The sequence below is a fragment of the Agromyces sp. NPDC056389 genome (genome assembly GCF_042262385.1).
Classification (GTDB): domain Bacteria; phylum Actinomycetota; class Actinomycetes; order Actinomycetales; family Microbacteriaceae; genus Agromyces.
This window is the reverse complement of record NZ_JBHJPN010000003.1, coordinates 252,919-266,945: the sequence shown is the minus strand read 5'-3', so window position 1 is coordinate 266,945 and position 14,027 is coordinate 252,919. Positions and strand designations below refer to the sequence as shown.

Sequence of the window (14,027 nt, the reverse complement as noted above, 5' to 3'; positions counted from 1 at the left end):
GTCCATCCTCACGCACGCGGGCGTCGGAAGCCAGATGCGACGCCCCCGGCTGCGGACTTTGTTCCGCCCCGGCCCATGTCATACCTTGGGCCGGGAGACCGCGCGTCGAAGGAGATGCCCGAAGAATCCGAACACGAAGGGGCCCCTTTGATCTCGCTCGCCGCCGCCTCGGGCATTGCGCTCGTCGAGCTGGGCATGGCGCTCACGCCCGGTCCCAACATGGTCTACCTGGTCTCCCGCAGCATCAGCCAGGGGTGGCGCGCCGGCATGATGTCGCTGGCCGGCACCGCGGTCGGATTCGCGCGCTGATACCCCAGTTCATCGATCACGGCGCCGGCGACATCGTCGCTCAGGGGTTCCAACTGGGAGCCATCCAGATCGCGGTGGCCGTGGCGGTGAACGGGGCGATCATCCTCGCGGCGGGCTCGGTCGCGGTGTTCCTCCAGCGCAGGCCCACGTGGATCCGTTGGCAACGGTGGGTCACGGGGACCCTGCTCGGCGCGGTCGGCGTGAAGCTCGCGATCGATGCACCGGCGCCGGCGGTGACCACCTAGTCGACGGCACGCCGACGCGGCTTCGCTTCAGCGTTCGACCGGAACCTCCGCGAACGCGCGCACCGGGAAGGTGCCGAACCCCGCGACCCGCGGCGGCACCGCCGTGAAGCGCGCGCCGCGCACGGGCACCTCGTCGAGCGCCGTGAGGTGCTCGACCACGTGGATGCCCGCCGCGAGCAGGATGGAGTGCGCCGGACGCTCGCCGGCCGACTCGGCGTCGTCGATGTTGAGCGAGTCGATGCCGACGATCGCGACGCCCGCATCCGCAAGATGCTGCGCACCGGCCTCGGTGAGGAACGGTGCGCCGTGCAAGTATTCGGGCTGGCCGAAGTGCCGGCTCCAGCCCGTGTGCAGCAGCACAGCAGTGCCCGCGAGCTCGCGATCGAAGAAGACCTCTGCCGGGATGCCGCGCTCCGCGGCATCCGTCAGCTTGAAGACCTCGGCGGGGATGCCGACGAGCGTCTCGAGCGACAGGCTCGCGAGGTCGCCGCCGTCGGCGTACCGGTGGAACGGGCTGTCGAGGTAGGTGCCGGTGTTGCCAGCCATGTGGATGACGTCGATCTCGAACTCGGTGCCGGGCGCGTAGTGCTCGCGCGATGCCTCGCGGGTGAGGTGGGGCGTGATCACCGGCGCCGGGATGCCCGGGTAGGTCACGAGCCCCTCGCTGATCACGTGGCTGAGATCGACGAGGCGCCCGCGCTGCGCGCCGCCTGACGCAGCGGATGCCGCGGCGCCCACGCCCGTGTCGACACCGACGCCCCGCGAGCCCTTGTGCGCCTCTTCGACGATCTCGAGGTTCGAGAGCTCGACGTTGCCGACGAGGGCGAGCCCGAGATGGCGCACGAGCAGCTCGCCGATCTCGGCCTCGGTGAGCTGCTGCGACGGCAGGTCGAGCCGGAAGGCTTCGGCGCGCAGCCCTCCCCCGTTGACGAAGGCGATGTCGGCGTCGAAATGGGCGCGGTACTCGGTCATGCGGTCTCCTCGGCAGCGGGGCGGGCGTTGCGGGCGCGCACTCGGCGCACGATCGTCACGAGCACCGCGGCGGCGGCGAGCACGAGCGGCACGATGAGGTTCGCCCACGCGAGCACGAGGAGGCCCGCGGTCATGATCGTCGCGACGACGGCGAGCCACCACCCGAACGACCAGCGCTTCAGCAGCAGCGTCGCGGCGAGCATGCCCACGGCGTAGATCGCGACCATGTTGCTCGTGTGCACGAGGATGAACCCCGTGAGGTCGAGGTCGTTCAGGAGCATGAGGCCGAAGTAGCCGACGATCAGCACGCCGGTGAGGGCGAGCGCCCGGCGGGGCACCTCGCCGTCGGCTGCGCCCTTCGCGAAGAACCTGGGCAGGTCGCCGTCGCGGCCGAGCGCGGCGCCGAGCTTGCCGAACGCCGGCAGGTAGGCGTTCATCACGCCGAGCGTGACGATCGCCGCGACGATCGCGACGAGCACCGGGCCGATGCCGGGGGCGGTCGTCTCGACGAGGTCGAGCAGCGGCACCTGGCCGTCGCCCGCCCGGTCGCCGAGCACCGCGACGGTGACGAACTGCAGTGCGAGGTAGCCGGCACCGACCACGACGACGGCGATGCCGGTCGCGAGCGGGATGATCTTGCGCGGGTTCTTGAACTCGCCCGCGATGTGGGTGCCGACCTCCCAGCCCGCGAAGGCCCAGACGAAGAGGCTGATCGCGACGCCCACCCCACCCCAGCCGTTCGGCAGGAACGGCGTGAAGTTGGAGGCCTCGGCGGCCGGGAACGTCACGGCGACGACACCGACGACCACGGAGATGAGCAGCCCCGTGAGCACGAACTGCACCCACCCGGCGACCCGCACGCCGAACCAGTTGACGATGAACGGGGGCACGAAGACCGCGAAGCCGATGATGGGCACCGCCGAGCGGTCGATGCCGAGCACCGCGACGACGTATTCGCCGCCGAGCACGGCGAGCACCGGGGCGCCGATGCAGACGCCGAAGTAGAACCAGTACCCGGCCATGCGCGCCGCCGTGTCGCCGAGCGCGCGCCGCGCGTAGCTCGCGACGCCGCCAGCGTCGGGGTAGCGCGAGGCGAGCGCGGCGAAGGTTCCGGCGAGCGGGATGGAGAGTACGAGCACCACGGCGACCGCGACGATCGAGGCCGGGCCGGCGGCCGAGGCGGCGAGACCGGGCAGCACGAGGATGCCGGTGCCGAGCACGCTCGCGATGTAGAGGGCCGTGCCCTGCACGAGCCCGAGGCTGCCGCGGTGCTGCCCGGAATCGGCGGTCGGCGCGGTGCCGGATGCCGCGTGCACGGCGGATGCTGCGCCGGGAGCCACGGCGGTCTGGTTCGAAGTCACCCGCTCATTCTGGGCCATCCCACCGACGTGCGCCGCTGGCAGGAACGACACACTTCATCGAAATACTGCCACCGCGTCACGCGCGCCTGACCTGGGCGACCGCCGCCTCCCGATCGATGAAGTTGGTGAGGTCGCCGATCGAGGCCATGAGCGGTGCCGGGAAGAGGACGAGCGTGTTCTTGTCGACCCCGACCTCGACGAGCGTCTGCAGCGTGCGCAGCTGCAGCGCGAGCGGGTGCGACATCATCGTGTCACTCGCGACCCCGAGCTGCACGGCCGCCATCGACTCGCCCTCGGCTGCGATGATCTTCGCGCGCTTCTCGCGCTCGGCCTCTGCCTGCTTCGCCATGGCGCGCTTCATCGAGTCGGGCAGCAGGATGTCCTTCAGCTCGACGAGCGTGACCTCGACGCCCCAGTCGAGCGTCGTGACATCCAGGATCTCGCGGATGTTGGCGTTCAGCGCCGCGGTGTCGGCGAGCGTCTCGTCGAGGTGGTGCTGGCCGACGACCCTGCGCAGGGTGGTCTGCGCGATCTGGTCGATCGCCGACTTCACGTTCTCGATCGCGATCACCGACTTCACCGCGTCGGCCACCCGGTAGTACGCGACCGCCGAGACGCCGACCGTGACATTGTCCTTCGTGATGATGCCCTGCGACTGGATCGGCAGCGTGACGATGCGCAGCGACACTTTCGTCATCACGTCGACGATCGGGATGATGAACCGGATGCCCGGTTCGCGCACGCTGTGCAATCGACCGAAGCGCAGCACCACGCCGCGCTCGTACTGCTTCACGATCTTCACCGACATGAAGAAGAGGACGATCGCGAGGATGCCGACGATGACCAAGGTGATCCAGAGCCAGACCATGAGAGCTCATCTCCCGAGGCGGCGGTTCGTGTCGCGCGCCTGCTCCCATTCTCCCACCGCGAGACCGTGAGCTCGCCGCGAACCCGGCGGATGCCGCTACAGGCGGGCGAGCGCCCCGTCGATGTCGGCGAGCAGGTCGGCGACGTCTTCGATGCCGACCGACAGGCGCACGATCGACTCGGGCACCTCGGCATCGGTGCCCTTCACCGAGGCGTGCGTCATCTCGGAGGGGTAGTTGACGAGCGACTCGACGCCGCCGAGCGACTCGGCGAGCTGGAAGAGCTCGGTCGACTCGGCGAACCGGCGCGCGGCTACGCCGCCGCCCGCGAGCGAGATCGAGAGCATGCCGCCGAAGCCCGACATCTGACGGGCGGCGAGCTCGTGGCCCGGGTGCGACTCGAGGCCCGGGTAGTAGACGCGCTCGATGCCGGCGTGCTCGTCGAGGCGCCGGGCGATCGCCATCGCGTTGCTGCTGTGGCGGTCCATGCGCACCCCGAGCGTCTTGATGCCGCGAGAGGTGAGGAACGCGTCGAACGGGCCCGAGACGGCGCCCGCCGCGAACTGCGTGAACGTCACGCGCTCGGCGAGGTCGGCGAGCTCGGGGCGGGTCGATCCGCCGCCCGTGTCGAGGCCGGCGGCGAACACGAGCGCCCCGCCGACGACGTCGGAGTGCCCGCCGAGGTACTTCGTGGTCGAGTGCACGACCACGTCGGCGCCGAGGGCGAGCGGCTGCTGCAGCGCCGGTGAGGCGAAGGTGTTGTCGACGACCACGAGCACGCCCGCGGCGCGGCCGAGCTCGGCGAGCGCCGCGACATCCGAGATCTTCATGAGTGGGTTCGACGGCGTCTCGATCCAGAGCACCTTCGTCGACGGCTCGATCGCGGCGCGAACGGCGTCGAGGTCGCTCGTGTCGACGGTCGTGTGGCGCACGCCCCAGGCGCCGTGCACACGTCGGATGAGCCGGTGCGTGCCGCCGTAGACGTCGTTGCCGATGACGACGTGGCCGCCGGGCGACAGCACGGTGCGCAGGAGCGCGTCTTCGGCGGCGAGGCCCGAGGCGAACGACAGGCCGAGCTCCCCGCCCTCGAGTGCGGCGAGCTGGGTCTCGAGCGCGGTGCGCGTGGGGTTGCCGCCCCGCGAGTACTCGTATCCGCCGCGGAGGCCCCCGATTCCGTCCTGCACGTAGGTCGAGGTCTGGTAGATCGGCGGGATGACGGCGCCGGTGGTGGGGTCGAACTCCTGCCCCGCGTGGATCGCGAGGGTGTCGAAGCGTGAGTGGTCGTGCATGTCGGAACTCCTGAAGTGCGTGGTGAAGGTGTGCGAGGCCGGTCAGGCCGAGAGGTAGGCGAGCAGGTCGGTGCGGGTGATCACGCCGAGCGCCTTGCCGCCGTCGGTGACGAGCACTGCGGGGGTCGTCGAGAAGGTCGAGCGAGCGGATGCCACGGGCTCGTTGACCCCGATGAGCGGCAGCGGCTCCCCCACGACGCTCGACACCTTGTCGGTGAGCTTGACCTGCCCCGAGAAGACGAGGTCGAGCAGCGCCTCTTCATGCAGCGCCCCCAGCACTTCGCCGAGCACGACGGGCGGCTCGGCGGTCAGCACGAGCAGCTGCGAGACGCCCGTCTCGGTCATGCGGTCGATCGCCTCGCGCACCGTGTCGTTCGGGTGCACGTAGACGAGGGGCGCCGTGCGGTCGGCCTTCGCCGCGAGCAGCTCGGCGATCGTGTGGCCGGCCGGGGCGTTGGAGAAGCCGTAGGCGCGCATCCACTTGTCGTTGAAGATCTTGCCGAGGTAGCCGCGACCGCCGTCGGGCAGCAGCACCACGAACACGTCGTCGGGGCCGGCGGAGGCAGCGGCCTTCAGCGCCGCGACCACGGCCATGCCGCTCGAACCTCCCACCAGGATTCCCTCTTCGCGGGCGAGGCGCCGGGTCATGTCGAACGACTCAGCATCGGAGACGGCGATGATCTCGTGCGGCACCGCGGGGTCGTACGCCGTCGGCCAGAAGTCCTCGCCGACGCCCTCGACGAGGTAGGGCCGACCGGTGCCGCCCGAGTAGACCGAGCCCTCGGGGTCGGCGCCGATGATGCGCACGCGATCTTCGGACACCTCACGCAGATAGCGCCCGGTGCCGGTGATCGTGCCGCCGGTGCCCACGCCGGCGACGAAGTGCGTGACCTCGCCCTCGGTGTCCCGCCAGATCTCGGGGCCCGTCGTCTCGTAGTGCGAGCGCGGCCCGTTGGGGTTGGAGTACTGGTCGGGCTTGAACGCGCCCGGGATCTCGCGGGCGAGCCGATCGGAGACGCCGTAGTACGACTCGGGGCTGTCGGGCGCGACGGCGGTCGGCGTCACGACGACCTCGGCGCCGTAGGCGGTCAGCACGTTGCGCTTGTCTTCGCCGACCTTGTCAGGGCAGACGAAGATGCACTTGTAGCCGCGCTGCTGGGCGACGAGCGCGAGGCCGACGCCCGTGTTGCCCGAGGTCGGCTCCACGATCGTGCCGCCCGGCTTCAGCTTGCCCTCGCGTTCGGCGGCGTCGATGATGCGGCCGGCGATGCGGTCCTTCGATGAGCCACCGGGGTTCAGGTACTCGAGCTTCACGAGCACGGTCGCCGTTGTCACGCCTTCGGTGACGTGGTGCAGCTTCACGAGCGGGGTGTCGCCGACGAGATCGACGATGGTGTCTGCGTACTTCATGGTGAGGTCCTTGCTGTCGGCTCGTTCGGCCCGGTCGGCGAACGGGAGCGGCGAACGATCGTGCGTGCTGGGGTCGGTCTTGTCGGCGTCAGCGACAACACAGCGAGAGGATCACGAGGCCACTCTATCCGGTCGGCGGACCGTGGCGAAGAGCGTCCCGAGCGGATGCCGCGATCCGGCGTTCTCCCAGCCTGAACGCTCGCACCCTTCATATGATTGAAGCGACAACCATGCGAGAGAGGCCTACGTGTGAGCGCGACCCCGCCCGTTCCCCCCAAGGTGAAGCAGCAGAACTCCATCAAGCAGCAGCGCGCCGCTGAACGCGAGCGCAAGCTCGCCGAGTTCAAGAAGCGTGAGGCGAAGGCCAAGCGGAACCGCCGCATCGGCATCTGGTCGGCGGTCGTCGGCGGTGTCGCCGTGATCGGCATCATCGTCACGGCCATCGTGCTGACCCCGCAGCCCGTCTCGTACGGCGCCGGCGGCGACGGCACGAAGATCGAGGGCGTCGAGACCTTCGACAACGGCGCCGGTCACGTCGAGGGCGTCGTCGACTACGCGCAGACGCCGCCCGCCGGCGGCGAGCACAACCAGGTGTGGCTGAACTGCGGCGTCTACGAGCAGCCGGTACCGAACGAGAACGCCGTGCACTCGCTCGAGCACGGGGCGATCTGGGTCACCTACGACCCCGAGCTGCCCGCCGCGGAGCTCGAGGCGCTGAAGGCGTACCTGCCCTCGACGTACGTCGTGCTTTCGCCCTTCGAAGGCCTGCCCTCCCCGATCGTGCTGAGCGGCTGGAACTCGCAGCTCGCCCTCGACAGCGCCGACGACGAGCGCATCCCGGCGTTCTTCGAGGAGTACTGGAAGAGCCAGAACGTGCCCGAGCCCGGCGCCCTCTGCACGGGCGCCTACGACGCACCCGGCAAGGTGTCGTGACACCGGGTACCGAGAGCCCGACCACCGACGCCGTGATCGACACCGGCGACGTGACCGACCCGTCGGCCGCCCCCTCGTCCGGGCGACGCCGGGGCGGCCGGGCGGTCGTCATCGCCGTGGCATCCGTCGCCCTCATCGTCGTGGCCGCCGTGGCGTTCTCGATCGGGCGCCTGTCGACGCTCGCCGAGCCGACGCCGACGACGACGAGCGCCGAGGCCGGGTTCGCGCGCGACATGCAGGTGCACCACCTGCAGGGGGTCGAGCTCGCGATGATCGTGCGCGACGCGACCGACGACGACGAGGTACGACTGCTCGGCTACGACATCGCGACGACGCAGGCGCAGCAGGCCGGTCAGATGTACGGATGGCTCGCCGGGTGGGGGCTTTCGCAGGCCGGCTCCGAACCGTCGATGACCTGGATGACCCGCCCCGCCCTCGACGGCGCCGCGGGCCACGACGACCACGCGGCATCCGACCCCGGCGCTCACGTACCCGGCGCCCCCATGCCGGGGCTCGCGACACCGGCTCAGGTGGAAGAGCTGCGCGGCCTCACCGGGATCGACGCCGAGCGCCGCTTCCTCGAGCTCATGATCGCGCACCACCAGGGCGCCGTCGAGATGGCCGACGCGGTGCTCGCGCGCTCGACGAACGGCGTCGTCGTCGCGCTCGCCCAGTCGATCGTCGACAGCCAGACCTCGGAGATCGAGCTCATGACCGGGATGCTCGCCGAGCGAAGCTAGGCCCGAACCCCGGGCCCCGTGCGACCCATGAGCGACCCGTTCAGGGTCGCCGCACGACGATCACGCAGCCGAGTGCCCGGCGGCGAGGTAGCGCAGCACCGCGAGCACTCGACGGTGATCGACGGAAGACGCCGGCAGCGCGAGCTTCGCGAAGACCGCGGTGATGTGCTTCTCGACGGTGCCGGGCGAGAGGAACAGGGCCGCGCCGATCGCCGAATTGGATCGTCCCTCGGCCATCAGGCGCAGGATGTCGAGCTCGCGCTCGGTGAGCCCGGCGAGCGGCCCGCCGGCCGGCCGACGCCCGAGCAGCGACGCCACCACCTCGGGATCGAGCACCACGTGACCGGCCGCGACCTGGCGCACGGACTCGATGAAGGTCGAGACGTCCGCCACGCGATCCTTCAGCAGGTACCCGACGCCCTCGCCGCTCGCGTCGAGCAGCATTCGGGCGTATCGCGTCTCCGCGTACTGCGAGAAGAGCAGCACACCGGTCGTCGGATGGTCTCGCTTGATGCGGAGGGCGGCACGCAAGCCTTCGTCGCTGTGGCCGGGCGGCATCCGGATGTCGGAGATGACGACGTCCGGCGGATCCTGGTCGACCAGGGCGATGAGGCTGTCGCCGTCGCCGACCGCACCGCACACCTCGACGCCGCGGCCCTCGAGCAGGGCCACGAGTCCGTCGCGGATGATCGCGGAGTCCTCAGCGACGGCGACGCGCATCAGGCGACCACCATGGGGAGGTCGATCGTCACGACGGTCGGCCCGCCCACCGGGCTGTCGACGGCGAGCGACCCGTCGACGGACCGGGCGCGCTGCGTGAGGCCGGCGAGGCCGGTGCCGGAGCCCGACTCGTCGCGGAAGGCGACATGGGCACCGCCGCGACCGTCGTCGGCGACCGTGACGACGAGGCGCGCTCCTCGTTGCACGATCGCGACATCCGCACCACTCGCACCCGAGTGCTTCGCGACGTTGCCGAGCAGTTCGAGCACGCTGAAGTAGGCGATCGTCTCGATGACCGCCGACGGCCTGCCCTCGATGCGACAGTCGATGCCGACCGGCAGCGGCGAACCCGCCGCCACGGAGGCGAGGGCGGCTTCCAGCCCAGCGTCGAGCACCGGCGGATGGATGCCCTTCGCGAGGTCGCGCAGTTCGGCGAGCGTCGACGTGGCGGCGGTGCGCGCCGACTCGACGAGGGCGGCGACCGTCTCGGGGTCGTCGCCGCGGGCGAGGCGTTCGTGGGCGTCGCCGAGCGACATCGCAAGCCCGACCAGGCGCGCCTGCGCGCCGTCGTGCAGGTCGCGCTCGATTCTGCGCAGCGTGGCGTCGGCATCCGTCACCGCGGCGCGGCGCGAGTTCGTGAGCTCGATGATGCGCTCTTCTGCACGGGTACGTCCCAGCATCCGCGCGATCACGTCGCCGTGGAAGCCGGCGAGGCCGCGGTTGACGGCCGGCCAGACGAGGAAGAGGATCACGAGTCCCGCAACGGTGAACACGCCGTGCATGAGCGGGGTGTCGGCCACATAGCCGAGCACCTGCACGCTCCCGGGGCGGAAGCTCTCGACGATCCACTCCGTCGAGAGCGCCAGCCCGAGCACGAGCACGATCGCGGAACCCGCCCAACTGAGCACGGCGAGGGGCAGATGCAGCAGGGGGAACCCGATGGTTCGCGGGGTGACGAGACGGCGCATCCGGGTCGCCCAGTCGGCGTCGGCCGCCAACGCGGCGGACGACGGCGGATCGGCGATCTCGAGTCCGAGCATGTGGCGTGCGAGGCGGATCGAGAGCATCCCGAGCTGGCGCGAGCCCGCGGCGAACGCCTCGGCGATCGAGATGCCGACGTAGCTGAGCGCGGCCAGCAGGCCGAGCAGGAACGCGAACGAGAGATAGGTGAGCTCGAGCATCGCGACGGGAAGCGCCGTCCAGATGAAGCCCACCTCCCTCCACGTGCGACGGGCGAAGAACGCCGTCAAGAGTGGGGGGCGAGGTCGGATTCGCGCGGTCGGCGTGCTTGACATCTCAGTGGATCCAATCGAGAGGAGATCGCGACGGGCGGTGGCCTCGTCCTCAACCATATTCATGCTCGGAGACTCGCCCGGACATGGGGCTGTCCCGAGAGCGATGGGGGCTGGCCCCCGGATCGCCGCCGCCCGCGCGCCGAGAACGTCGACGAGTCGCCTACCCGCGACCGCCGAGCGCGCCGCGTACGATCCCGGCTGCGGCGAGCGCATCGGATGCCGCGCGCCGACGATTCTCGATCGCCTGACCGATGTCGCGCGCGACCGTCGGGTTCGACCGCACGATCTCGTCGATGACCGCAAGGGGCATGACGAGGATCGTGGTGACCTCGGCGGCGACGGCGCGCACGAACGACGGCTCGCGAGTGAGCACCGTCTGCCCGACCGATTCGCCGACCTCAGCGGAACCGGAATCGATCGCGCCGCGGTCGGTGACGATCGACAGCGCGAGTCGGCCGTCGACCACGACCCTCAGCACGTCGGGCACCCGGTCGGGCTGCTGCACGATCTCCCCGGTGCCGTACCGCTCGAGGCGGCACGACGGGGCGAGCCGCTCCCGATCGTCGGCGCTCAGCCGGAAGGCGGGCGCGATGAGCTCGAGCGCGGAGGCGAGACGGGCGGGTTCGGCGACCGGGTCGGTCGAGTCGCCGTCGAGCGAGAGGCCGCGCCGCCGCGCCGCGTACCAGAGCCAGGCGAGCAGGAGGGACACCGCGTCATCCGCCGCCGCCGGGCCGGAGACCGGCACCTCGACCTCGTACTTCGCCGCGCCCAGGTAGCGCGCAGCGGGCTGCTCGCCCGCGGCGGCCATCGGCAGTCCGCGTGCCACGTCGACGACGAGCTCGATGACCTCGTGCGGCGGATCGTCGGTCGAGAAGGTCACCGTCGCCATTGCGCGGTGCAGCTCGGTCGGCAGGCTGAGGTTCGTGAACGAGGCGTTCGCGAGCGAGGCGTTCGGCACGATCTGCACGCCGGCGCCGGTGTCGATGTGCACGGCGCGCCAGTTCACCTCGATGACGCGGCCGCGCACGCTGCCCGTGTCGAGCCAGTCGCCGAGCTTGAACGGCTGCTCGAAGAGCAGCAGGAGGCCCGAGATGATGCCGCCGACCGCGTTCTGGAGCGCGAGGCCGATGACGATCGAGGTGACGCCGAGCGCCGCGATGAGCCCGCCGACATCCGCGTCCCACACCCAGGAGAAGAGGATCGCGAGGCCGACGACGATGAGCACGAGCCGGCCGAGGTCGACGAAGATCGACGGGATGCGCTCGCGCCAGCTGCCGGGCTTCGCGTTGGCGAAGAGGGCGACGTTGAGGGCGCTCAGCACCAGGAGGATCACGAGGAAGCCGAGCACCGTGGCGACGACCCTGGCCCACACCTGCTCTGCGGGCGACTGGATCGCGAAGATCAGGAGGCCGAAGAGCGCCCCGACCGGCACCACCCAGTTGCGGAGCAGCCGCACCGGCCCCGCGGCGGCACTGCCCCGGCGCGTCAGCCAGCCGAGCACCTCGGTGAGCACCACGAGCAGCACCGGCACACCGACCGCGAGCACGATGCCCCAGACCAGCCAGCCTTCGCCGAACAGCTCCTCCATGGGCTACTCCACCCGCCACACGGTCTCGGCGCCGTCGGCGGTCTCGATCGTGCCGGCCGAGACGATGCGGACACCGTCCTGCAGGCGGTCCTTCACCGCCTGGCTCACGTAGATGCCGGGCCTGCCGTCGACGCTGCGTACCCGATAGGCGAGGTTCACGGCGTCGCCCCACAGGTCGTAGGCGAGGCTCGTCCGCCCGACGAGTCCGCTCGTCACGGTGCCGGTCGCGATGCCGGCACGCAGTTCGATCGATGCATCGTTCGAGGCGTTGAACCGCGCGATGACGGTGCGCAGCTCGTTCGCGAACTCGACCGCGCGCCGCACGTTGTCGACCCGCGGCACGATGAGGCCCGAGCTGGCGAGGTAGCCCCCGCGGAGCGTGCGCACCTTCTCGACGCCGGTTCGCTCGGCGGCCTCGTCGAAGCCGCGCATGAGCGAGTTGAGCTGTGCGAGTTCGTCGTCGCTCGACAGCGATTCCGTGAAGTCGTCGAAGCCGATGAGCTCGGCGAAGATGACCGAGACATCCTGGTGCACCTCGGCGATCGTCTCCTCACCCTCCTGATAGCGCTTCGCGACGGCTTCGGGCATGAGCGTGTGCAGCAGGCGCTCGTTCTCGGCGCGTTGCTCGTCGATGAGCTCCTGCTTGATGCGCAGGCTCGAGCTCATGTCGTTGAAGGCGTTGCCGAGGTCGCCGAACTCGTCGCGCGAGCCGGCGGGCACCTGCACGGTGAGGTCTCCCCCGGCGACGCGGCGCACGGCATCGGAGAGACGTCGTACCGGTCGGGTGAAGACCTGGGCGAGCAGCATCGAGAGCACGCTCACGGCGAGCAGGATCGCGAGCGTCGAGATCACGAGGTTGCGCGTGAAGTCGGCGACCGGGGCGAACGCCTCCTCCGTGTCGATCCGCGCGACCGCGACCCAGTTGAGCCCGTCGATGTCGACCGGGGTGTACGCCGTGATGTTGTCGCGGCCCAGGTAGCCCCTCGAGATCGTGGTGCCCGACTTCCCCTGCTGGGCCAGCCGGACCGAGTCCGTCGTGACGGGTTGCAACAGCACCGTGCCGCCGACCCGCACCTCGCGCTCGGCGAGATCGGACGGAGTGCCGTTCGCCACTGCCAGCTTCTCGTACGCCTCGGGATCCTCGATGAGTAGGCGCGAGTTGCTGCGCATCAGGTCATCGCTGCCCACGATGTAGACCTCGCCGGTGTCGCCGAGCCCCTGTTCCTTCCAGCGCTCATCACCGGTGAGCACGTTGTTGATGAGGTCGATGGGGATCTGCACCGCCAGGGCGCCGGTGACCCGCTCCGTGTTGCCGACGGGCGAGACCACCCAGATGGCGGGCACGTTCAGCGACGGGATGTACCGCTCGTAGTCGGTCGTCGCGAGCGCATCGACGGAGTTCGTGGCCATCACGTCTCGGTACGCCGCAGCGAGCTGCGAGTCCTTCAGCGGCCCCGTCATGATGTTCATGCCGAGGTCGGGACCGGAGTACGCGGTGTAGACGACGTTGCCCTCGGTGTCGAGCATGAGCACGTCGTCGTAGCCGGAGGCGTCGATGATGCGCTGGAAGTAGTCTCCGTACCGCTCACGCGCCGCAGACCACGCGCTGCCGTCGCCGGCGTCACCGGCGGCGAGCGCGGCCTCGAAATCGAGTTCGCCCCCGGGGAACCGGTAGACCTTCGACGTGTACTGGTACTGCAGGTACTGGCCCGCGGTGGACTCGGGGATGAAGGCACCCGCAGCGTAGGTGCCGCCGGCGCGCGCCGCCAGGGCGGGGTTGAACTCATCGGTGTAGTACGCCTCGAGCTCGCCTCGCTGCGCCTCGGTGAGCGGACGCGACTGCGCCTCCTCGAACGCGGCGTTCAGCGCGATCGAGGAGTTCTGTGCACTGAGGTTGCGCGAGTCGAGGGTGACGCCGGTCTGCACCCCTTCGAAGACCCGCTCGAGCTCGCCCGTGCGCAGCTCGCGGATCGTCGTCAGCTGGTCGACCGCGGCGGCACGCAGCGACTCGCGCCCGCTGACGAAGCCGATGACGCCGACGATGACCGACGAGACGAGGCTCACGCCGAGCAGCATGATGAGCAGCTTCGACTGGATGCTGAGCCCCACACGGCGCCGCTTCGACGCGCGTGGCTTCGGGTCGCGCGGCGCGCGGCTCGGTCCTGGTGGCGCAACCGGCGGCGGTGCTGCGGCGCTGTCTTCAGCGGATGCCTCGGGCGGCGCCCCACGTTCCGTCGTCGTCACGTCGCCCCTCTCGGCCCCCCGGCAAGATGTTCCACACTCTAGTGGCGAGGGGTGC

The 14,027-nt window shown here is 70.4% G+C and carries 13 protein-coding genes; 4 read left to right on the top strand and 9 right to left on the bottom strand.

The annotated features are described in order from the left end of the window. The first annotated feature begins 147 nt into the window (after nt 1–147). Nucleotides 148–309 (top strand): LysE family transporter, encoded by a 162-nt coding sequence (locus tag ACFCVM_RS17315; protein ID WP_375837970.1) that lies wholly within the window; start codon nt 148–150, stop codon nt 307–309. A gap of 74 nt (nt 310–383) precedes the next feature. After that, nucleotides 384–554, top strand: coding sequence for a hypothetical protein (locus ACFCVM_RS17310; protein ID WP_375837969.1), 171 nt, complete (start codon nt 384–386; stop codon nt 552–554). A 27-nt stretch (nt 555–581) separates the two neighbouring features. Here ACFCVM_RS17310 and ACFCVM_RS17305 read toward each other — a convergent pair whose 3' ends face one another. The 5 genes from ACFCVM_RS17305 to ACFCVM_RS17285 form a co-directional block, all read right to left on the bottom strand. Continuing rightward, nucleotides 582–1,526 (bottom strand): cyclase family protein, encoded by a 945-nt coding sequence (locus tag ACFCVM_RS17305; RefSeq protein ID WP_375837968.1) that lies wholly within the window; start codon nt 1,524–1,526, stop codon nt 582–584. Then, a complete protein-coding gene (locus ACFCVM_RS17300; RefSeq protein ID WP_375837967.1) occupies nt 1,523–2,887 on the bottom strand; it encodes an APC family permease in 1,365 nt (454 codons plus the stop codon). The genes ACFCVM_RS17305 and ACFCVM_RS17300 overlap by 4 nt, the downstream gene beginning before the upstream one ends. Before the next feature lie 76 nt (nt 2,888–2,963). Beyond that, on the bottom strand, nt 2,964–3,755 hold the full coding sequence (locus ACFCVM_RS17295) for a slipin family protein (RefSeq protein ID WP_375837966.1): 792 nt from the start codon (nt 3,753–3,755) through the stop codon (nt 2,964–2,966). A gap of 96 nt (nt 3,756–3,851) precedes the next feature. Continuing rightward, entirely contained in the window at nt 3,852–5,042 is a 1,191-nt protein-coding gene (locus tag ACFCVM_RS17290) for a cystathionine gamma-synthase (RefSeq protein WP_375837965.1), read from the bottom strand. Between the two features lie 42 nt (nt 5,043–5,084). Next, nucleotides 5,085–6,452 (bottom strand): cystathionine beta-synthase, encoded by a 1,368-nt coding sequence (locus tag ACFCVM_RS17285; protein ID WP_375837964.1) that lies wholly within the window; start codon nt 6,450–6,452, stop codon nt 5,085–5,087. 249 nt (nt 6,453–6,701) lie between these two features. Between ACFCVM_RS17285 and ACFCVM_RS17280 the strand changes: the two genes are divergently transcribed. Further along, the gene (locus tag ACFCVM_RS17280) at nt 6,702–7,385 is read left to right on the top strand and encodes a DUF3105 domain-containing protein (protein ID WP_375837963.1); all 684 of its coding nucleotides are present in this window, start codon (nt 6,702–6,704) and stop codon (nt 7,383–7,385) included. Further along, entirely contained in the window at nt 7,382–8,125 is a 744-nt protein-coding gene (locus ACFCVM_RS17275) for a DUF305 domain-containing protein (protein WP_375837962.1), read from the top strand. Before ACFCVM_RS17280 ends, ACFCVM_RS17275 begins: the two co-directional genes overlap by 4 nt. Nucleotides 8,126–8,185: 60 nt before the next feature. Here the strand turns inward: ACFCVM_RS17275 and ACFCVM_RS17270 are convergent, their stop codons facing one another. The 4 genes from ACFCVM_RS17270 to ACFCVM_RS17255 all read right to left on the bottom strand — a co-directional run bounded on the left by ACFCVM_RS17270 (nt 8,186) and on the right by ACFCVM_RS17255 (nt 13,972). Next, a complete protein-coding gene (locus ACFCVM_RS17270) occupies nt 8,186–8,845 on the bottom strand; it encodes a response regulator transcription factor (protein WP_375837961.1) in 660 nt (219 codons plus the stop codon). Further along, nucleotides 8,845–10,059, bottom strand: a complete 1,215-nt coding sequence (locus tag ACFCVM_RS17265) for a sensor domain-containing protein (RefSeq protein WP_375837960.1) — start codon at nt 10,057–10,059, stop codon at nt 8,845–8,847. Before ACFCVM_RS17265 ends, ACFCVM_RS17270 begins: the two co-directional genes overlap by 1 nt. Nucleotides 10,060–10,300: 241 nt before the next feature. Beyond that, entirely contained in the window at nt 10,301–11,728 is a 1,428-nt protein-coding gene (locus tag ACFCVM_RS17260) for a mechanosensitive ion channel domain-containing protein (RefSeq protein ID WP_375837959.1), read from the bottom strand. 3 nt (nt 11,729–11,731) lie between these two features. Then, nucleotides 11,732–13,972, bottom strand: coding sequence for an adenylate/guanylate cyclase domain-containing protein (locus ACFCVM_RS17255; RefSeq protein ID WP_375837958.1), 2,241 nt, complete (start codon nt 13,970–13,972; stop codon nt 11,732–11,734). Between the last annotated feature and the right edge of the window lie 55 nt (nt 13,973–14,027).

Excerpts from the sequence above, each read along its gene's own strand:
- ACFCVM_RS17305 (WP_375837968.1), bottom strand. The coding sequence starts at position 1,526 with ATGACCGAGTACCGCGCCCATTTCGACGCCGACATCGCCTTCGTCAAC.
- ACFCVM_RS17295 (WP_375837966.1), bottom strand. The coding sequence starts at position 3,755 with ATGGTCTGGCTCTGGATCACCTTGGTCATCGTCGGCATCCTCGCGATC.
- ACFCVM_RS17290 (WP_375837965.1), bottom strand. The coding sequence starts at position 5,042 with ATGCACGACCACTCACGCTTCGACACCCTCGCGATCCACGCGGGGCAG.
- ACFCVM_RS17285 (WP_375837964.1), bottom strand. The coding sequence starts at position 6,452 with ATGAAGTACGCAGACACCATCGTCGATCTCGTCGGCGACACCCCGCTC.
- ACFCVM_RS17270 (WP_375837961.1), bottom strand. The coding sequence starts at position 8,845 with ATGCGCGTCGCCGTCGCTGAGGACTCCGCGATCATCCGCGACGGACTC.
- ACFCVM_RS17260 (WP_375837959.1), bottom strand. The coding sequence starts at position 11,728 with ATGGAGGAGCTGTTCGGCGAAGGCTGGCTGGTCTGGGGCATCGTGCTC.